We start from the raw sequence: 19,434 nt of genomic DNA on the forward strand, positions 1-19,434 counted from the left end.
TACGGTGATGTTGATCACCTTCGTCTAACAATGTTTTTGGTTAAGGTGAATGTAGAGGCTTATGTAGGGGCGACTTCAGTCGCCTGCTCTTATTATTAGGCGAATAAATTCGCCCCTACAGTGATGTTGTTCACCTTCACCTAACAATGTTCTTTGTTAAGGCATATGTAGGGTGAATGTAGGGGCGACTTCAGTCGCCTGTTCTTATTAGGCGAATAAATTCGCCCCTACGATGATGTCGTTCACCTTCACCTTAACAATGTTTTTTGTTAAGACCTATGTAGGGTGAATGTAGCGGCTTATGTAGGGGCGACTTCAGTCGCCTGCTCTTATTATTAGGCGAATAAATTCGCCCCTACGGTGATGTCGATCACCTTCACCTTAACAATGTTTTTTGTTAAGGCGAATGTAGGGTGAATGTAGGGTGAATGTAGGGGCGACTTCAGTCGCCTACTCTTATTATTAGGCGAATAAATCCGCCTCTACGATGATGTCGTTCACCTTCACCTTAACAATGTTTTTTGTTAAGACGTATGTAGGGTGAATGTAGCGGCTTATGTAGGGCGTATGTAGGGGCGACTTCAGTCGCCTGCTCTTATTATTAGGCGAATAAATTATTCAATAAACTTATGCCATAGCGCGCTCACTTGTTCTTTTTCTGGTAATAAGGATTTATCAATAAGTAAGTTTTCATTGCGTAGCGTGGCGACATGACCTAGGTGTCTGAGCTGTTGATAATTACTGGTTAAGATATCTTGCTCACCACTGGTTAATATATCCAGTTTTGCTAGTAACTTAAAAATACCTAAATTGTCGCAACGCTCTGTTAGACTTTTATGTTCACAGCTGTGTGCTAAAACTAGATATTGTGCGATAAATTCAATGTCGACTAAACCGCCTGCACCTTGTTTAATATCAAGGTGAGTATCGGTCGATTTATCAAGGTGATTACGCATTTTTTCGCGCATCATTTTGACCTCTTCTTTTAACTTAACCTTATCTCTGCTTTTATTTAGTACCTCTTCACGTATTGTTTTAAAGGTATCAATAATCGCTTTATTACCATAAACAATACGAGCTCGCACCAGTGCTTGGTGCTCCCAGGTCCATGCTTCTTCTTGCTGATATTGACCAAAATTATTGATATGAATGACTAATATGCCCGCATTACCCGACGGACGTAAGCGCATATCTAATTCATATAGGATACCGCTGTTCATGCGGGTGTTAAAAATATGCATAATACGCTGAGCAAATTTGACATAAAACTGACTTGATGAAACGACTTTACTACCGCCTGCAAGCCCTGTGGTTTCTTCACCTTGAGGGCTGTTATGCACAAAGACTAAATCTAGATCTGATCCATAACTTAACTCTTTACCACCTGTTTTGCCGTAAGCGATAACACCAAAGCCTTTATTTTCACTATCAATGGTTGAGGTTGGTACACCAAAACGGTTCGCCACTTGCTGCCAAGCAATGTTTATAACTTCATTAATAATGGCTTCAGCTAAAGCGGTTAGATGATCGCTGACAGTGATCACATCTAAAACACCGGCAATATCAGCGGCGGCAATACGTAATTGTTGTGCTTGCTTGAAAAGACGTAGGCCGTCCATTTGCGCTTCAAGATCTTCTTCAGGAATACGCAACATACTTTCTCTTAACTCAACGCCGTAAGTCGATAACTGCGGCGGATTATGTAGTAACGTTGGGTCAATCAACTCATCTAATAAAATAGGGTATTTGGCAATATAGTCAGTTACCCAACTACTTGCTTGGCATAAGTGTATTAATTGTTTTAGAGCGCCTTCATTTTCAAATAACAATTCTAAATAGGCAGTGCGAGTTACTATTCTTTTAAATACGTGCAACACTCGTTCAAGTACAAATTCAGCTTGCTTGGCTTGTTTAATATGACATATCAATAAAGGAATAAGTTTGTCTAATACTTGTCGGCCTCGGCTGCCAATGCTGCGCTTACTGACATCATCTCTAAAGTCTGATAATAAACGCCAAATTGCTTCACTATTCCATATTACGCTATCTTGTGTGGTTTGCTCTTGTTCAACCCAAGCGATAGATTCTTCATCACTCCAACGACTATTCCAAAGTACACTCCAATGTTGATCTTCTGCTTGATGATTCGGACTTTCAACACCAATTAATTGCTCGAAGGTTTCGTGTACATCATTCATATGCCCTTGCAGCACATGCATAAAGTCTTCCCAAGTGTCGATTTTAAGAACAGTAAGTAGTCGTTGTTTGTCTACGTCATTCTCAGGTAGCGTTTGTGTTTGTTTGTCGGCTAAAGCTTGTAAAATATTTTCTACGCGACGTAAAAAGCAATAGGCATTTTGTAATATTCTTTTATTGTCTTCTTCTAGCTCACCAGCAATAACCAGTTGAGGTAAAACGGTGAGTAAATTGCGTTGCTGTAATTCTTCAACTCTGCCCCCTCGGATTAATTGAAATACTTGAACGATAAATTCAATTTCTCGAATACCGCCCGCACCGAGTTTAATATTATTTACTAATTGCTTGCGACGTACCTCTTGCGAGATCATACTTTTCATTTTGCGCAAACTGTCAATAACACTAAAATCGATATAACGACGATAAACAAAAGGCTTTAACATAGCCGTTAATTGCTGATGATAATCTTCTTCTGGCATTGTTGAGCTTGCTAAATTAGGAATAACCCTTGCCTTTAACATGGCATAACGTTCCCAGTCTCGGCCTTGCTCTTGATAGTAATCTTCCATGGCATTGAATGTTAATACCAGTGGACCACTATCGCCAAAAGGTCTTAATCGCATATCAACTCGATAGACGAAACCGTCTGCCGTTTGTTGATGAAGTGAAGTGATAAGTTTTTGCGCTAAACGAGTAAAAAACTGTTGATTGTCTAAGCTACGGCGGCAGCCTTTGGTTTCACCGCTATAAGGGTAAACAAATATTAAGTCGATGTCAGACGAGAAGTTCAGCTCTTTCCCACCCAGTTTACCCATACCATAAACAAGTAGCGGTTGTGGCTGACCGTCATTACTGGTTGGTACACCCCACTTTTCCTGACAAAACTCAGTTAACCAATGCAAACTTGTTTGAATAAGGGCATCTGCCAGTAACGACAATCTTTCTAACGATTTTTCAAGATCAATGTTCAATACCAAGTCTGCAATGGCAATATTAACCATGTGCTGCAAACGAAAGTTTCTTAAAATTTTATGTAGTTGCTCTTCACTTTTACAGTCAATTAGTAAATCTTGTAATAAAGTTTCGTACGCTGGAGTGGAAGTAAGATAAACACTTTTACTTACAAATAAGTCTAATACTAATTCAGGTGCTTGTAATGCACTTGCTAATACAAAATCACTTAAAGTAATTGCGATTTTAAAGTGTTCAAGCTGCTGCTGTGTTAGTATTTGATAACTTTCAGCGTGCTGCTGGCTAAACTGCTGCCAACTTTTATGTTGCTGCTGTTCAAGTAACTTATTATCATTAAGTTGAGACAATGTGAGAAGTGACAAAAGCGTTCCTTTTTATTTTGCTAATACCAAGTTGATACAAGATAAACATTAAGACAATAGACATAATATGTCGTTAGTGCTATTAATACGACATTAACTTAAGAATAACATAGCACTTTATGGAGATGATGGCAGTAATGCAAAAGCTAAAATACTCTTTTCCTCAGCAGTTTTTTAAAAATATGTGTACTAAAACTATATTTATAGTCACTATTTTATTCTTGTCTGCTTGTGGAGATCCAATTAAAGAACAAGCTTTACAACAATTGCCGATTACCGAGCAACGTGTGGCGCAATTGGGTGATGCCCTAAAAAATGGCCAGGTACGTAATGCTGTTTTAATTCAACAATATGCAGAAAAAGTATTGGCGATAAAACCAAACTTATCGGCATTAATTAATGAATTTAAAAAAGATGCCACGGTACAAGGGCCAATGTACTTATCCTTGCTTGATCGGATAAATACAGCAAAAAACACCCCACAAATGTTTGCGTCAAGCCAAGCACTTTATGATGAATTACTTAATATTTATCAAGCGGCCGACCCAACATTATTTTCTGAAGCATTAAGTGATCCGCTCAATGTGTTAGCTGATATGTCTGATGGACAATTACCACGTGTTAATTCGTTATCAAAAGCACAAAGTCAAAGCGCCAATAATGCACAAGATTTTGGTACCGGTGAGCAACTTATTGGTAACCCAAGTTATGGTAGCTGGCAAACGGGCAGTAATGGTATGTCGTTTTGGGCATGGTATGGTATGTACTCGATGATGGGCGACTTACTTGGCCGTCGTACTTATTATAATGATTGGGGTAGAAGCCGTAATTACAGCTATTACAATGATTATGGAAGAACGCGTTATAGCTCACCTAGCCAGTTAAATAATCAAACTAAACTTGATGAGCGTACTAAAAAATCATTTGCGAGTAGAGGACAAAAATTTACGAGTCCGTATAGTAAAAACCGTACCGGCTCTTCGAGCTTATCAAGTAAAAGTAAAACCGCACAAACTAGCGCTAATCGCTTTCGCAGTAATACTGCTAAAAAAAGCAGCTTTGCCAGTAAAAGTAGCTATTCAAATAAAAGCAAAAGCTCAAGTTTTAGAAATTCAAAGACCAACACTTCACGCAGTTTTCGACGTGGTAAGTAACCAGTAATAGGAACGAAATATATTATGAATACATTAATTGAGCTTGTTGGTGTAAATCAAGAACTCCTCATTTATTTAGCTATCGATATTACCATTGCCATTGCGCTTTTAGGTGCTATGCGCTTTTTATTAGGATTAACCAGCCAGGTTAATACAACTGAAGAATTAGCCCATAAAGATAACTTTGCTTTTGGTGTGAGTGTCGCTGGTAGTATTTTAGCCCTAGGTATTGTGTTAACTGGCGCAATTACTGGCGAAAATGCTCCTAGTTATTTAATGGAAATAGTCGGTATGCTCGCCTACGGTACATACGGTTTGGTATTAATTAAAGTGGGCCGTATTGTGCAAGACAAAATTGCCTTACAGCATTTAAATAAAACTGAGTTGATAAAAGAGCAAAACCTTAGCATAGGTATTATTGATGCGGCAGGTGCTATTGCTACCGCAATTATTATTCGCTCGGTGTTGTTGTGGGTTGACGGTTTAAGCCTAGCCACTTTTATTGCTATTACTAGTGGTTTTATTGTTGCACAAGCGGTGCTGGTATTAGTAACGCGTATTCGTGAAGGTAAGTATGCTAAAAACAATCAAGAAGATTGCTTACAAGAAGCGTTAAGTGAAGGTCAATTAGCACTTGCGATACGCTACAGTGGCCAAGTAATTAGTACGGCACTTGCGGTAACAGCTGCAAGCCATTTTCTTATTTATAGCCCAGATACCTTAGTGGTAAACCTACTTGGCTGGTTAGTATTCGGGCTTATTATGACGGTACTAGTATCTTTGTTAACTTCGCTCGCAAAACGCATTGTCTTGTGGGGTATTAATTTAGTAGAAGAAGTGGATCAACAACATAATATTGGTGTTGCTAGTATTGAAATGGCGACCAGTATTTCTATTGCGTTAATATTAACGGCGTTAATGGCTTAATGCGTTATATCTACTAACTTATGAATGCTAAAAAACGTTTAACAATTAGTTAGTTAACACGTTAAGTAGCGAGTATTTAAATCACAAATACTCGCTACTTTTTCGTTGTGAACCACCTTTTCTATTTTTACTGAATTTGATTATATGCTTTCAAAAGACTCACGCCTGCTTGACGATATACTATTAATTTTAACCATGGCTATTCTTGCTGGTTGTGGCTTAATTTATGAGTACCTTCTTTCTCACTACGCTGGCAGAGTGCTTGGTGTTATGGAAAGTACTATTTATACCATGATTGGCTTAATGATAGTGTCGATGGGGTTAGGCGCCTTTGCTGCTCGTAAAGTGCGTTGCGCCTTTAATGGTTTTGTATATTTAGAATTAATTATTGCCTTACTTGGCTCAAGCGCTATTTTATTTATTGGCGGATTAATCGCTATTACCCAAACATTACCGCATATTATTGCTGATATGTTCGCCCTGCCACCAGATATGTTGCCCCAAGGTGGGCTTTTTAACACATTAAGCTTTCTTGCTATTAAGAGCCCTTATTTTTTTGGGGTTGTTGTTGGTTTTTTTATTGGCATGGAAATTCCATTAATTGCCCGCATACGCGAACAAATTCATGGTCAACACCTTGCTAATAATCTAGGTACTATTTATGGCGCTGATTATATAGGTGCTGGTTTAGGTGCTGCTATTTGGGTTCTATTTCTCTTGAGTATTGATATAAGTAAAGCTGCTGCTTTAACTGCTAGCTTAAACTTAATTGCAGGTGCATTCTTTATTATGCGCTATTGGCGACACTTACATTGGCCAAAAATGTTTGTTGTAGGCCATATTTGTTTAGCTGTGCTTATTGTTGTTATGTTTAATTATGGCAATCAATGGCTCAACCAAATGAATAGTTTGCTCTATTTAGATAAAGTAGTGCATGTTCAAAAAACCAATTACCAACAGCTTACTTTTACTGAACGAGAAATGGGGTTAAACACTACCGATTCAGCGTTAGGTAATACACAAAGTAGTATTATTAATTTTTATATTAATGGTCGTTTGCAGTTTTCTTCTATTGATGAGCATATATACCACGACTATTTAGTTGCGCCTGTTTTAGCGGGATCAGCACGTCATGATAATATTTTAATTATTGGTGGTGGTGATGGTTTGGCGCTACGCGATGTGCTGAAGTATTCACCTAAAAATGTCACCTTGATTGATTTAGATAGTGAACTAATTGATATTTTTCAGAATCCCAAAGATCACTTAAATGCAAACTTAGCACGGAAAATAGCTCATTTGAATGAAAATAGTTTGCAAGATGAGCGCGTGACTGTTTTACGCAGTGATGCCTTTCTGACTATTAATACCTTACTTAAATCTGGCCAAATATTTGATGCGATTATTGTGGATTTACCTGATCCTAGCCACCCAGATTTAAATAAGCTGTATACAGTTAATTTTTATGCTCGATTAAAACAATTACTTTCCGGAGATGGAATAATCGCCATCCAGTCGACAAGTCCCTACCATGCTAAAGAGTCTTTTATTTCTATAGGTAAAACCTTAAAAGCCGCCGATTATAATCATGTACAACAATACCATGATAATGTGCCAAGTTTTGGCGAATGGGGCTGGACTATTGCAACTAAAATGGGGGCAAGTCCTTTAGCACGACTAAATAAGTTAGATAAGCTACCAGTTGAACATACTTGGCTTAATTTAGATATATTAAAAGCCGCCTTTGTTTTTCCTAATGACTTCTATAAAAACGAAGAAAATATTGCTATAAACACTTTAGGTAGCCACACCTTATATCAACTTCATCAAAAAGCTTGGACAAATCAACAAGGTATTCAATGATAGGCGGTGTTTATAGTGTTATGAACAATCGCTAGGTAAGTGCTTAGTTCAATGCTGTGTTAAGTTTTTGTACAGCCTTTACCAAATAATAATGGTAAAAAGATATAAATAGTAAACAAAACAACTTGACATAATATGTCAAAGTGATAAATTAAACCTCGTTGACATAATATGTCAGCCGCAAGAAAATAAATTGAGGATAGGAAATACATGAATATTCATACTATAGCCGATCATTTAAATGGTTTAGGCGACAACTCAGAAACTGGAATGAACTTTGATTGTCAGCCAATTTCAGGTGAAGTCGATGTACTACAAATTACTATTTTAGGTAGAGAAGAGTTACCTATTTTTGTTTCTGTAACTGATGATCAAGTATTATGCATTAGCTACCTTTGGGGCGTTGATGAAGTAAAACCTGATAGCATTCCAGCAATGCATGAGAGTATGTTAGAAATGAACATTCCTATGCCATTGTCATCTTTTTCAAAAATTGGTGATAAATATGTGGTTTTTGGCGCGCTTTCTATCGGCTCAAGTTTTAACGATATAGAACACGAATTGGCGGTATTAAGTAATAACGCTGTTGAAGTTATTGATGATATGAGTGACTACTTACTTTAATCAACTAATGACGTTGATATTAACATTGTAGAGTTACCTTATTTAGGAGAGAAAAAATGAGTATATTTAAAAAAATTATGACCGCAATTCGTGGTGGCGCTTCTGAAGCTGGTGAAGCAATTATTGATGCGAATGCAACCCGTATTTTTGAACAAGAAATTCGTGATGCTGAAAATCATTTAACCAAAGCAAAACGTGATTTAACTGGCGTTATGGCTGAACAAATGGCAGCACAACGTGAAGTAACGCGTTTAGAAAAAGAAATTACCGAGCATGAAGGTTATGTTGCTCAAGCACTAGAAAAAGGTGATGAAACATTAGCATTAGCCGTTGCTGAAAAAATATCAACCTTAGAAAGTGATTTAACAGCACAACAACAAGCACATGATAGCTTTGCGGGTAATGCTGAAAGATTAAAAGAATTGGTGAAGAAAAGTGAGCGTCAAGTAAGTGAGCACAAACGTCAATTGTCTATGGTAAAAACCACAGAAAGCGTGCAAAAAGCAACGTCTGCCATTACTGATAACTTTTCGTCAAGTAATTCTAAACTGTTAAGTGCTAAAGATTCTTTAGAGCGTATTAAAGCTAAACAGCAGAAATTTGATGATAAAATGAAAGCTGCTGAAGTACTTGAATCAGAAGATTCTGACACATCATTAGCTGCACAACTTAAAGCTGCAGGTATTGGTTCACAAAATAGCAGTGCTAATTCAGTATTAGATCGTATTAAAGCGAAGCAAAAATAGTAATAAACAATACGTTTATAACAGCGAGTAACGATTGAATGCGTTACTCGCTGTTTTGTTATTGTGGCTATAAATACTAAAAACAATTTGAGTAAATTGTTAAGGTCATTATTTAACAAGTAATGACTTAACTGGTAATGATTTAAAAAGTAGTTCTTTAAAAGTAATAATTGAGAAGGTAATATTTGATGAGTTTTTTAAAAAAAATATTCAATAAAGACAAACCCGTACAACGTAAACTGACTCACGTAGATCAATTATTAGTTGGTGATATTATTGTTTTAACGGATAGTTTTGCGTTACCCGAAACCTTACGTAATCAACAACTACAAGTAACAGCCGTAAACAGTTACGAATATGAAAATAATATTCAAACAGAATGGACCTTACAAGGCAACGATGAGCTACTATTGTTTCTATCTTTAGATGTTGATGATGCGACTGAATTAAAGTTCGCCCTTAAGATTTTACCTGAAGATGTTGAAACATTATTTGATTTAGACGAATTTTCTGAAATTTTTGATGAGCCAGGTGAAGCTTTTTTAACGAAAAAAGCAGATAATAGTTTAACAAGCAACTGGAGCAGCGAGCAGTACCAACAAAGTACCTTCGCCAAAGTTGGTTATTTTCATCGTAAAGATCATCGCAGCGAAAACATTAGTGAATATGAAGGTAAAGATAGCGGTGAGCAATTTGAGTTTTATGCGCTTTACAATGAAGACCAAAGTAAAGGTGTTGATGTTGAAGTTTGGCAAGATGGTGATACTGATGTTTTTCTCACTATTTATCGCCCTTTAACTGACATTATAGATATGTACCCTGCCAGTTAATACGATAGTAATTGATGTAAGTAGAGACTCTTATGACAAATAAAATGCCGGAAAAGTGGCAATCATCAATAAAGGCAATAAAAGCAGTTCAAGTCGCTTTTGACATGGATGAGAAAATACAATTGTCCATTAGGAAGCAAGCGCTTGATGCTGGTTTAAGCCCGTCTGATCAAATTCGTGATATTTTAGGACTTTCTATTAATAAACGCCCTAAGCGCCCTCGCCTTACGGTTAGTTTAGCGCCTGAAGATTATCAAGTATTAGCTGAGAAATACAACCTAAAAGCTGAGCAACAACTAGAGATAAAAAGAAAGTTGATGGATGAGCTGATTCAGCATGTAAAGTTAAGTGAAAATCAATAAGTTCACCCTACATACGCCCTAAAAAAACATTGTTAGGCGAAGGTGATCAACATTACCGTAGGGGCGAATTTATTCGCCTAATAAGAACAGGCGACTGAAGTCGCCCCTACATGCGCCCTACATACGCCTCTACATTCACCCTACATACGTCCTAACAAAAAACATTGTTAGACGAAGGTGATCGACATCACCGTAGGGGCGAATTTATTCGCCTAATAAAAATAGGCGACTGAAGTCGCCTCTACATGCGCCCTGCATACGCCTCTACATTCACCCTACATATGCCTTAACAAAGAACATTGTTAGATGAAGGTGATCAACATTACCGTAGGGGCGAATTTATTCGCCTAATAATAAGAGCAGACGACACTCGGGGTCATGACCGGTGTTCAAAAGGACGATCTATGCTTTGACTGACATCAATTATTTTTGATAGAGATAGTGTTTATGAAGGTAAAACCTAATATTACTTAGGTTTCTTTATTTTATCATAGTATAAAGCGTAACCACGTGCAGCCTTGCTTACATCAGAAGGGTGCATTGACACAATATTTAACAATTGTTTTGCTAAGGTAAATAACGCTTCTTTATCACCTTTCACTAATTCAATTTCAATCTCGTTAATTACGACACTTGGCTGTGCCGGCGTGGTAGAAATATCGCCACTGTCTAACGCTAATTCAATAATATTATCACCTTGATAAATAAGCCAAGTATGTCGTGAGAAATTAGTGGAAAATAATACCTGTAAACTCTGTTGTAATGCCATTACATCGACATTTTCAGGCCAAATATGAGATGGAAACAATGCTAAATTTACTATTCTACTTTCTATATCAACGTTATACTCTGGTCGTTGATGCAGGCCATCTTTAACTATGCCTGCCGTTTTAATAGTTTGTTCATGTTTGTCGCCTCTAGTTCGAATTCTCAAACCAAAGTCCATTTTTCTCAAGTCTAAATTATCATTATCAAAGTAGTCATTGATAAGTTGGTTTTGATTTTTTTCAAAAGTAATGTTTTTAGTATTTAGCATAGTGGTTATAGCAGTAACAATTTCGCTATTATCGTTATACTTACTTGATAGTTGATATTTTAATTCTATTTCTGTTGTCATTTTCTCAAACTTTTATTTTGCCCATTCCATTATAGAGTACACTTTGTTTATCAAGAGGCCAAAGGATTCTTAATCTTAACTTGATATAAATACGCCAAACACATAATATCTCCTTTTCAATGATTTACTTTTACTAATTGGCTGATCCATGAATTCTCCTATATTACATTTAAAAAAACTAATTAAGCACAACACCCTTGGTTTTATCGTGCTTTTTTTTGCTGCTTTCTCTGCTCATGCAGAAAATCAGCAAGGTTATATTATTGATGACTTAAGCATTTTTATGCATGCAGGCCCTGGTACTAATTATCGTATTTTAGGTTCAATAAATGCAGGGGCTGAACTAAAAACAACCGGTAATACTTCGAACGATTATAGTGAAATAATTGATAACAAAGATAGAGTGACTTGGGTTGAAACTAAGTATATTACTCGCCAACCAGGGTTAAGCTTTGTTGTTGCAGATATAAAAGAAAAGCTAGCAAATGGTAATGACTATACTGCTCAACTTGACGGTGAAGTTAATGAATTAAAGAGTAATATTAATTTAATTAACGAAGAGAAAAACCAGTTACAAACAGAGCTTAAGCAGGTAAAGCAAGCACTAGAACAAACGCAAAATAAATTAAAAGGTCAAGACACAGCCATTAAAAAAGAATGGTTTTTTAATGGGGCTATTGTTTTAGGCTTAGGCTTAATTTTAGGACTTATTTTACCTAAACTATTTACGCGTCGCAGAGCTTCAATGGATAACTGGGGTTAACACCTTATTTATATAGATCTAGCCGCTAAAATTTATGCGATAAAGGCTAGATCTGTATAAAAGTAACCATTACTCATAATATTACTGATAACAGAGACTGCTCTGTTACTGGATAATGATCACCTATTAAGAATCGAACTCGTTAATGAAAACAACCAAGACTTTCGCACCGAACTGGTATAACACTTATGCCATACATTTTTTCCGCTTAATACTGAAGCATATATTACCCGCTTCTTGGTTTCGCTCGGCTTTACCTAAAGTCAATGAGCGTAACGCCGTTGATGGTTTTTTCAAATTAGAAATAGTGAGCCATTGTTGGGGCTATTCTAATATGCTTGCTTATCAGCTAAGTTCTTTTATTAACTATCCGCCCAAAAAATGTGCGCTAACCGTAACTGTTTTTTATGCTAAAGAAGATACTAAATGCCAAGCGGTGTTAGACTTTTTTAGCCAAAAAAAGGTGGAAAACGTCACATGGAATTTTCAAGCGCTGCCCAAAGAGAAGTTGTTTAGACGTGCCATCGGCCGAAACATGGTCGCGCGCTCTACTGATGCTGATTGGTTATGGTTCACTGACTGCGATATTATTTTTCATGAAAATTGTTTAGATTCGTTAGCTGAACAACTACAAGGTAAGCAAGAAGCCTTGTACTACCCAAGACAAGAATGTACTACTGAAATGCTTGCACAGGATGATCCTATGTTACGCAAAGACAGTGAGCCGCAGCTAGTAAATATTGATACCGCAGGTTTTAGCTTACACTCACGTGATAAAGCAAAAGGCGCTTTCCAAATAGTACATGGCGATGTAGCGCGTGCTATTGGTTATTGTGACGGTTTATCAATTTATCAAACCCTTTCTGAGCATTGGTGTAAATGTTATGAAGATAGAGAGTTTCGCTGGTTACTTGGCTCAGAAGGTGTTCCGCTTGAGGTAGATGGCGTTTATCAAATAAGACATGTTTATAAAGGTAGATACAAAGAAAATACTTTTCGCTCAAAACTGAGAAGTAAAATTAGACGTATACAAGAGTAAACCTACGTAACTTTGCTTACGATAGACATACACCTAAGCTAAGAGATAGTTAAGCTTAGACAAAGAGCAATTGAGAGTTTCAATAATCGTTATGACTAATTATTTTTTTATATCATCACCTTTACATTTTTTCATTGCGACTAATTTAGCGATTTCGCATCAAGGTGATAACAATATTGCTATCTTCATTAGTAAAAATGAAGAAACCGCACAGCAGTATTCAAAAGCGACTCGACATTGCACTGACATTTTCCAACAAACCTATGAACTATCTGTTGACGATGAGCAAGCTAAGTTTTCTAAAAGAAAAGTACGCTTTGCTCAGTTAAAAGCGTTAATCTCGTCAACAATACCTGATCGGATATTTACTGGTAGCGATAGAAGAATGGAGTTTCAATTTGCTATGCATCAAGCAAGCAAGGTAAATGCTGAGGTGGAAGGCATTTATATTGATGATGGTACGGTAAGCTACCTTGGGCATAAATCTATCAATAGCATAGTACATCAATATATAGATCCAACACTAAAAAAACTCATTTATGGTTTATGGTGGAAAAACCCCTTAACCACAGGTAGTTCAAGTTGGATTTCAAAAGCTTATTTGGCCGTACCTGAAGAAGCTCACCCGTTATTAAAAACGAAAGAACTTATTGCACTTGATCAAGAGATTTTTTCAAGCCAGGCTTTCCTTGATGTTAATGCGTTTTTAATTCAAAAATACGACACCTTAAATACTATCAATTTTAGTAATGTAAAAGCGGTTTTATGTTTACCCAACGAATCTTTTTATTTAAAAAATCCGCAATTTTTACAGCAAATCAAAAACACTATTCTTAAACATTTTCAGCCTCAGAATATTGCTATAAAAGCACATCCTAAAAGTAAAGATATGGCGTTATTAACACAAATGTTTCCAGAGAGCATTGCGCTACCAAATACCTTAGGAATGGAACTTCTTTTACCTAAGCTGTCTAACGACACATCGATTATTGGTGATGTATCAACAGCACTGTTAACCGCAAAATGGCTTAAGCCCAAGGTAACGGTACAAGCATTTGAAGTAAATAGTGATATGTCAAAACAACTGAAAAATCTATTTCATAGTTTGGGTATAACGTTTCTGTCGCTTGAGCCTGTTTAACGCTTTTTTATTAAAGAAGCTTTTACTAAAAAGTTTTCACTAAAAATTCCAAAGGAATTAGTAAATGTTTAAAATTTTAGATTGTACCTTACGTGATGGCGGATACTATAATCATTGGGATTTTTCACCTGATGTTGTACAAGCTTATATTCTTGCGATGGTCGCAGCCAAAATCGATTATGTTGAGTTAGGTTTAAGAAACTTTGCCCAACCGGGTTTCCTTGGCGCTTTTGCTTATACCTCTGAGGATTTCCTTAATCGTTTAGATTTACCTGAAGGCCCAACTTATGGCGTAATGATAGACGCTAAAACTATTTTAAATGCTAACCTATCAGTTGAAGATGCTGTTGATGCCTTATTTGTTGATCGTGCTAAAAGTAAAGTGGACTTAGTTCGTATTGCTGCACATTTTCATGAAGTAGAACACTCAGAGCCTATTGTTAAAGCGCTTAAAGATAAAGGCTATATTGTTGGCTATAACTTAATGCAAGCGGGTGGTAAGCCTTCTTCATTGATCGCTGAAAAAGCAAAAATAGCACAAAGCTGGGCGGGTTTAGATGTTTTATATTTTGCCGACTCTCTAGGTAATATGGATGGCAACGAAGTTAAACGTATCGTATCAGCCTTAAGAGAACATTGGCAAGGTGAGCTAGGTATTCATACCCATAATAATATGGCAAAAGCGCTTGATAACTGCTTAACTGCACGTAGTGTTGGTGTTAAGTGGTTAGACAGTACCATTACAGGTATGGGTCGTGGTGCTGGTAATGCACAAACAGAAAACTTATTAGCCGTAGTTTCTCAAGAAGAAAATAATTATGTTGCAGCCCCCGTTTATGAGTTAGCCATTCGTCATTTTGAAAAAATGCAAAAAAAATGTGGCTGGGGCAGTAATTTATTGTACTTTTTAGGTGCTCAAAATAACTTACACCCAACTTATATTCAAAACCTATTGTCTGATAGCCACTTTGGTACTGATGAAGTTATTGGCGCGATTGAGTATTTAAGCCAACAAGAAAATAAATCTTCTTATGTGAGTGATGTCTATCGCTCTGCTCTATCTTTCTCTGGCGAGAAAAAGCCAGTCAGTGGTACATCCGTTTTATGTAATATAGCGGCCAACAGAGAAGTATTAATTATTGCCAATGGCCCTGGTTTACATAAATATTTACCTGATGTCATTGCTTATATTCAGAAGAAAAATCCTATTGTAATCGCGATTAACGTCATTACTGAATTAAGTGATTTTGTTGATTATTATTGTTTATCTCACAACAACAAATTTCTTTCTGAGTCAGCAAGCTATAATACGCTAGTAAAGCCGGTAATTTTACCAAAACATAGATTTAGTAATGAAGAGCTAGCACTGTTTTCACCAAGTTGCCCATTAATGGATTATGGCCTAGCAGTACAAACAGGTGAGTTTTATACAGAAGAAACAAGCTGTGTGATTCCTTTTGATATAACCGTTGCTTATGCCTTCTCGGTTGCTGAAAACATGAAAGCCAATAACGTAACACTCGTTGGTTTTAATGGTTATGATAGTAATGATACACGTCAATTAGAAATGCTTGAAACGCTCAATTTAATGCAAAACTTCCAAATTAGTCATCATTTATTAGCACTAACACCAACAACTTACCCTATTACTCAAGGATCAATTTATGCGTCTGTTTAGTGATTACGATCTACTTATCTTTGATTGTGATGGGGTAATACTTGATTCGAATACTTTAAAAATTGACGCGATGAGAAGTGCGTTAACTGAATTTGATATCACTACAGATGAAGTAAACCGCTGCGCGCTATTTTTTGCCGAAAACTTTGGTAAGTCTAGGTTCTATCATGTTGATTATTTTGTAAAAGAACTACTCAATATCAGTGCTTCAATGGCTGAGCAATTTAAAGCTGATTTATTAGCCTCTTATTCAAGAAAGTGTAAAAGCTTATATTTACTGGCTGACAGCACCCCATTCATCAATGACATCTTTGTTAAAAGCAGCGCAATAAGATATGTTGCAAGTGGCTCAGAGCAACAAGAGCTAAGAGATGTTTTTCAACAACGGGCATTAGATCATCATTTTATAGAAATACTCGGTTCACCTGAAAAAAAGGTTAATCATGTTACTCAGGTTTTAGCTAATCACCCAACATCAACAGCAGTAATGATAGGCGATGCAGTATCTGATCTTGAAGCAGCAAAAGATAATAATATCGATTTTATATTTTACAGCCCATTATCAAACGTTGAAGAGAAAATGCGCGCTTTATGCTTAAAATATAATTATCGAATAATTAACTCCTTTGAAGAGGTTTTAAAAGAACTATGAATACACAAAACTTTGCCGTTGTTATTCCTGCAAGATTTCAATCTTCTCGCTTTCCAGGAAAACCATTAATCGATCTTTGTGGAAAACCTATGATTCAGCATGTTTGGGAGCGTTGTTGTGAAGCAGTAGGCACCGAAAAAGTCTATGTTGCAACCGATAGTGATGATATTGAACAAGTAGTAACACGCTTTGGTGGCGCGGTAATAAGAACAAGCAGTGACTGTTTAACTGGCACGGACAGACTTGCCGAAGCAAACCAAACCCTTGATTGTGATTTTATTATCAATGTACAAGGAGATGAGCCGTTAATAAGTCCTGACGATATTAATACCGTAGTTAGTGCTTATTTAGCCGGTGATGGTGCTGTTGTTAATGCTATGTGCGAAATTACTGATGAACGTGAATTTAATTCTACCACTGTGCCTAAAGTAGTTTGCGATCAATCAGGCAAACTTTTGTATATGAGCCGTGCAGGTATTCCATTAACAAAAAATGGTGAATTCAAATTTGCGCATAAACAAGTGTGCATTTACGCTTTCTCTAAGGCGCATCTTAAATTCTTTTTAGCCAATCAGAAAAAAACACCATTAGAGTTAGTTGAAGATATTGAAATATTAAGGTTTCTAGAATCTAACTACAGCGTACAAATGATAAAAGTTGATAGTGGCTCTATGGCTATTGATGTTCCTGAAGATGTTGAACGTGTTGTTCAAGCCTTACAACGCTTGGGCTAACTGCATAAATTTAAGCAAACTCGTTTTATGGTGCTAATCGTAAACAAGCCAATAATACAGTAAATTCATCTGTACTAAAGTGTCATTAAAGCTCACTTATATCCTTTGTTATAGCGCTTTGTTATAGCGCTATACAATTAAATCATTGACACTAATTAGGTAAATGCGTTATTAATAGCATATTGAATAGTTTTTACTTAAAAGAGAATACTTATTAGCTTTTTTTACATTTTTAAACAAATACCAATAATGAATGCTAATAACGAAAAAGAAATGATTAAATTAATTAAGCACAATACAATTAACCTCCTCCTCCTCGCACTCAAAGTGCGCGGCTAGGTTTTATTGCTTATTAATTAACATTTTCAGAGATTACTCAATAAGAGGTTACTCTAAAAATAAAAACAGATAATAAATAATTAAAACCCGCGCTAACTAACGCGGGTTTTTTTACGTCTATGCGTTGGTTAGTTTTTTAATAATATTAGCAAACAGTATTAGTAACAATATTAGGCATACAAGGATACAAACATGAGCAATATCACATCAACCTCACCAGGTTCAGCTACAAATAATTCGTCCTCAACAGATAATGTGATTATTTTTGACACCACGTTACGTGATGGTGAACAAGCACTAAATGCCAGTTTGTCTGTGCATGAAAAATTACAAATTGCATTATCGCTTGAACGTTTAGGAGTAGATATTATGGAAGTAGGTTTTCCTGTTTCTTCTCCTGGCGACTTTGAATCAGTTCAACAAATAGCACGTACAATTAAAAATGCCCGTGTTTGTGGATTAGCCCGTGCAGTAGAAGCCGATATCGACGCGTGCGCACAATCATTAAAAGTAGCAGAACAATTCCGTATCCATACATTTATTTCTACATCAGATGTTCATGTACAACAAAAATTGAAGAAAGAGTTTGCTGACGTTCAAGCTATGGCAGTACATGCAGTGAAATATGCACGTAAATTTACTGATGATGTTGAGTTTTCTTGTGAGGATGCTGGCCGTACACCTATTGATAATTTATGCCGTATGGTCGAAGCCGCAATTACCGCAGGTGCGACAACAGTAAATATTCCTGATACTGTCGGCTACACGCTACCTTTTGAGTTTCAAGGGATTATTACCAACCTATTTAACCGCGTACCAAATATTGATAAAGCAATTATTTCAGTGCATTGCCATAACGATTTAGGTTTAGCGGTGGCTAATTCAATGGCAGCAGTGCAAGCAGGAGCTCGTCAAATTGAATGTACTATTAATGGTATTGGGGAACGTGCAGGTAACTGTTCTTTAGAAGAAGTGGCGATGATCATGCAAACACGCCAAGCCTTGTTAGGCGTACATACTAATATTAACCATCAAGAAATTGCTCGTACTTCAAAATTAGTAAGCACTGTTTGTAATATGCCAGTGCAATTAAACAAAGCAATTGTTGGCGGCAACGCCTTCAGTCATTCGTCAGGTATTCACCAAGATGGAATGTTAAAAGCCAGCAATACCTATGAAATAATGACGCCTGAAAGTGTCGGTATTGCAAAAACAAAATTAAACTTAACCTCGCGTAGCGGTCGTCATGTTATTAAGCACCGCATGGAAAGTTTAGGTTATAAAGAGTCGGACTATGAAATTGAAGAGCTTTATGCAGATTTCTTAGCGTTAGCGGATAAAAAAGGCCAAGTTTTCGATGACGATTTAGAAGCGTTAGTATTTAAATTACAACAAAAAGATTTGAAAGACTTTTTCAGGCTAGAACGAATCAATGTACAATGTGGCGATGGTGATTTTGCGACCGCCAGCATTAAACTAATCTCAGGTGAAGCGTCTGTTGAAGGTGAAGCAAATAACAGTAAAGTACACGCCGCTACAGGTAACGGGCCGGTAGATGCGCTTTATCAAGCAATTAAACAAAGTGTTGATATTGAATTTGAAGTGAGTGATTACACAATTTCAAATAAAGGCTCAGGTGAAGATGGCTTAGGACAAGCAGATTTAGTGATTACTTGGCAAGGGCGAAACTTTCATGGCTATGGTTTAGAAACTGATGTTATTGAAGCCTCAGGCCAAGCATTGATTCATGCACTAAATAGTATTCACCGTGCTATAACAATTGCTGATTTAAAGTCAGCTAAAAAGTAAACACAAAAACACTGTCGCAGGCGTTAAAGTAATTTAGCGTCTGCCAGATGCATAAAATTTCAGAATACATTTACTATTTAAGCTGTTTTTATTAAATATGCATCATCTAAGCGCAATTTTAAACCG

The 19,434-nt window shown here is 36.6% G+C and carries 16 protein-coding genes; 14 read left to right on the forward strand and 2 right to left on the reverse strand.

Going from position 1 to position 19,434, the window contains the following annotated elements:
• Window positions 1-614 precede the first annotated feature (614 nt).
• The gene (gene glnE, locus Q4496_RS03245; protein WP_303609925.1) at window positions 615-3,530 is read right to left on the reverse strand and encodes a bifunctional [glutamate--ammonia ligase]-adenylyl-L-tyrosine phosphorylase/[glutamate--ammonia-ligase] adenylyltransferase; all 2,916 of its coding nucleotides are present in this window, start codon (window positions 3,528-3,530) and stop codon (window positions 615-617) included.
• Window positions 3,531-3,667: 137 nt separating this feature from the next.
• On the opposite strand from glnE, the gene Q4496_RS03250 reads away from it, so the two are divergent.
• The 7 genes from Q4496_RS03250 (at window position 3,668) to Q4496_RS03280 (ending at window position 10,036) form a co-directional block, all read left to right on the forward strand.
• Complete coding sequence (locus Q4496_RS03250) at window positions 3,668-4,684, forward strand: hypothetical protein (RefSeq protein ID WP_252727532.1); 1,017 nt, start codon at window positions 3,668-3,670, stop codon at window positions 4,682-4,684.
• A gap of 24 nt (window positions 4,685-4,708) precedes the next feature.
• Entirely contained in the window at window positions 4,709-5,611 is a 903-nt protein-coding gene (locus Q4496_RS03255; RefSeq protein ID WP_215973473.1) for a DUF350 domain-containing protein, read from the forward strand.
• A gap of 144 nt (window positions 5,612-5,755) precedes the next feature.
• Window positions 5,756-7,474 (forward strand): polyamine aminopropyltransferase, encoded by a 1,719-nt coding sequence (locus Q4496_RS03260; RefSeq protein ID WP_303609926.1) that lies wholly within the window; start codon window positions 5,756-5,758, stop codon window positions 7,472-7,474.
• 210 nt (window positions 7,475-7,684) lie between these two features.
• Window positions 7,685-8,098: a YjfI family protein gene (locus Q4496_RS03265; RefSeq protein ID WP_159821374.1), complete on the forward strand. Its 414-nt coding sequence runs from the start codon at window positions 7,685-7,687 to the stop codon at window positions 8,096-8,098.
• A gap of 56 nt (window positions 8,099-8,154) precedes the next feature.
• Window positions 8,155-8,844, forward strand: coding sequence for a PspA/IM30 family protein (locus tag Q4496_RS03270; protein WP_215973471.1), 690 nt, complete (start codon window positions 8,155-8,157; stop codon window positions 8,842-8,844).
• A 188-nt stretch (window positions 8,845-9,032) separates the two neighbouring features.
• A complete protein-coding gene (locus tag Q4496_RS03275; RefSeq protein ID WP_215973470.1) occupies window positions 9,033-9,674 on the forward strand; it encodes a hypothetical protein in 642 nt (213 codons plus the stop codon).
• A 32-nt stretch (window positions 9,675-9,706) separates the two neighbouring features.
• Window positions 9,707-10,036, forward strand: a complete 330-nt coding sequence (locus tag Q4496_RS03280; protein ID WP_303603106.1) for a hypothetical protein — start codon at window positions 9,707-9,709, stop codon at window positions 10,034-10,036.
• 466 nt (window positions 10,037-10,502) lie between these two features.
• Here the strand turns inward: Q4496_RS03280 and Q4496_RS03285 are convergent, their stop codons facing one another.
• Window positions 10,503-11,153 carry an inorganic triphosphatase gene (locus tag Q4496_RS03285; protein ID WP_215973468.1) on the reverse strand — a complete coding sequence of 217 codons (651 nt, stop codon included), beginning with the start codon at window positions 11,151-11,153 and terminating at the stop codon, window positions 10,503-10,505.
• Between the two features lie 148 nt (window positions 11,154-11,301).
• Here Q4496_RS03285 and Q4496_RS03290 point away from each other — a divergent pair, with 148 nt between their 5' ends.
• From Q4496_RS03290 to leuA, 7 genes are all read left to right on the forward strand, one after another.
• Window positions 11,302-11,916 carry a TIGR04211 family SH3 domain-containing protein gene (locus Q4496_RS03290; protein ID WP_215973467.1) on the forward strand — a complete coding sequence of 205 codons (615 nt, stop codon included), beginning with the start codon at window positions 11,302-11,304 and terminating at the stop codon, window positions 11,914-11,916.
• A 145-nt stretch (window positions 11,917-12,061) separates the two neighbouring features.
• Window positions 12,062-12,955, forward strand: coding sequence for a glycosyltransferase family 2 protein (locus tag Q4496_RS03295; protein ID WP_303603033.1), 894 nt, complete (start codon window positions 12,062-12,064; stop codon window positions 12,953-12,955).
• Between the two features lie 91 nt (window positions 12,956-13,046).
• Complete coding sequence (locus Q4496_RS03300) at window positions 13,047-14,096, forward strand: polysialyltransferase family glycosyltransferase (protein WP_215973465.1); 1,050 nt, start codon at window positions 13,047-13,049, stop codon at window positions 14,094-14,096.
• Window positions 14,097-14,160: 64 nt separating this feature from the next.
• Window positions 14,161-15,774: an aldolase catalytic domain-containing protein gene (locus tag Q4496_RS03305; protein WP_303609927.1), complete on the forward strand. Its 1,614-nt coding sequence runs from the start codon at window positions 14,161-14,163 to the stop codon at window positions 15,772-15,774.
• On the forward strand, window positions 15,761-16,426 hold the full coding sequence (locus tag Q4496_RS03310) for an HAD family hydrolase (protein WP_303609928.1): 666 nt from the start codon (window positions 15,761-15,763) through the stop codon (window positions 16,424-16,426). Before Q4496_RS03305 ends, Q4496_RS03310 begins: the two co-directional genes overlap by 14 nt.
• Window positions 16,423-17,160: a 3-deoxy-manno-octulosonate cytidylyltransferase gene (kdsB, locus tag Q4496_RS03315; RefSeq protein WP_303603037.1), complete on the forward strand. Its 738-nt coding sequence runs from the start codon at window positions 16,423-16,425 to the stop codon at window positions 17,158-17,160. Before Q4496_RS03310 ends, kdsB begins: the two co-directional genes overlap by 4 nt.
• Window positions 17,161-17,691: 531 nt before the next feature.
• On the forward strand, window positions 17,692-19,308 hold the full coding sequence (gene leuA, locus Q4496_RS03320) for a 2-isopropylmalate synthase (RefSeq protein WP_215973461.1): 1,617 nt from the start codon (window positions 17,692-17,694) through the stop codon (window positions 19,306-19,308).
• The last annotated feature ends 126 nt before the right edge of the window (window positions 19,309-19,434 follow it).

Origin of the sequence: Colwellia sp. 5_MG-2023, assembly GCF_030547795.1 — a bacterium.
Classification (GTDB): domain Bacteria; phylum Pseudomonadota; class Gammaproteobacteria; order Enterobacterales; family Alteromonadaceae; genus Colwellia.

Bases quoted from the DNA above. Each gene is read 5' to 3' on its own strand.
- Q4496_RS03250 (WP_252727532.1), top strand. From the start codon at position 3,668: ATGCAAAAGCTAAAATACTCTTTTCCTCAGCAGTTTTTTAAAAATATG.
- Q4496_RS03255 (WP_215973473.1), top strand. From the start codon at position 4,709: ATGAATACATTAATTGAGCTTGTTGGTGTAAATCAAGAACTCCTCATT.
- Q4496_RS03260 (WP_303609926.1), top strand. From the start codon at position 5,756: ATGCTTTCAAAAGACTCACGCCTGCTTGACGATATACTATTAATTTTA.
- Q4496_RS03265 (WP_159821374.1), top strand. From the start codon at position 7,685: ATGAATATTCATACTATAGCCGATCATTTAAATGGTTTAGGCGACAAC.
- Q4496_RS03270 (WP_215973471.1), top strand. From the start codon at position 8,155: ATGAGTATATTTAAAAAAATTATGACCGCAATTCGTGGTGGCGCTTCT.
- Q4496_RS03275 (WP_215973470.1), top strand. From the start codon at position 9,033: ATGAGTTTTTTAAAAAAAATATTCAATAAAGACAAACCCGTACAACGT.
- Q4496_RS03280 (WP_303603106.1), top strand. From the start codon at position 9,707: ATGACAAATAAAATGCCGGAAAAGTGGCAATCATCAATAAAGGCAATA.
- Q4496_RS03285 (WP_215973468.1), bottom strand. From the start codon at position 11,153: ATGACAACAGAAATAGAATTAAAATATCAACTATCAAGTAAGTATAAC.
- Q4496_RS03290 (WP_215973467.1), top strand. From the start codon at position 11,302: ATGAATTCTCCTATATTACATTTAAAAAAACTAATTAAGCACAACACC.
- Q4496_RS03295 (WP_303603033.1), top strand. From the start codon at position 12,062: ATGAAAACAACCAAGACTTTCGCACCGAACTGGTATAACACTTATGCC.
- Q4496_RS03300 (WP_215973465.1), top strand. From the start codon at position 13,047: ATGACTAATTATTTTTTTATATCATCACCTTTACATTTTTTCATTGCG.
- Q4496_RS03305 (WP_303609927.1), top strand. From the start codon at position 14,161: ATGTTTAAAATTTTAGATTGTACCTTACGTGATGGCGGATACTATAAT.
- Q4496_RS03310 (WP_303609928.1), top strand. From the start codon at position 15,761: ATGCGTCTGTTTAGTGATTACGATCTACTTATCTTTGATTGTGATGGG.
- kdsB (WP_303603037.1), top strand. From the start codon at position 16,423: ATGAATACACAAAACTTTGCCGTTGTTATTCCTGCAAGATTTCAATCT.
- leuA (WP_215973461.1), top strand. From the start codon at position 17,692: ATGAGCAATATCACATCAACCTCACCAGGTTCAGCTACAAATAATTCG.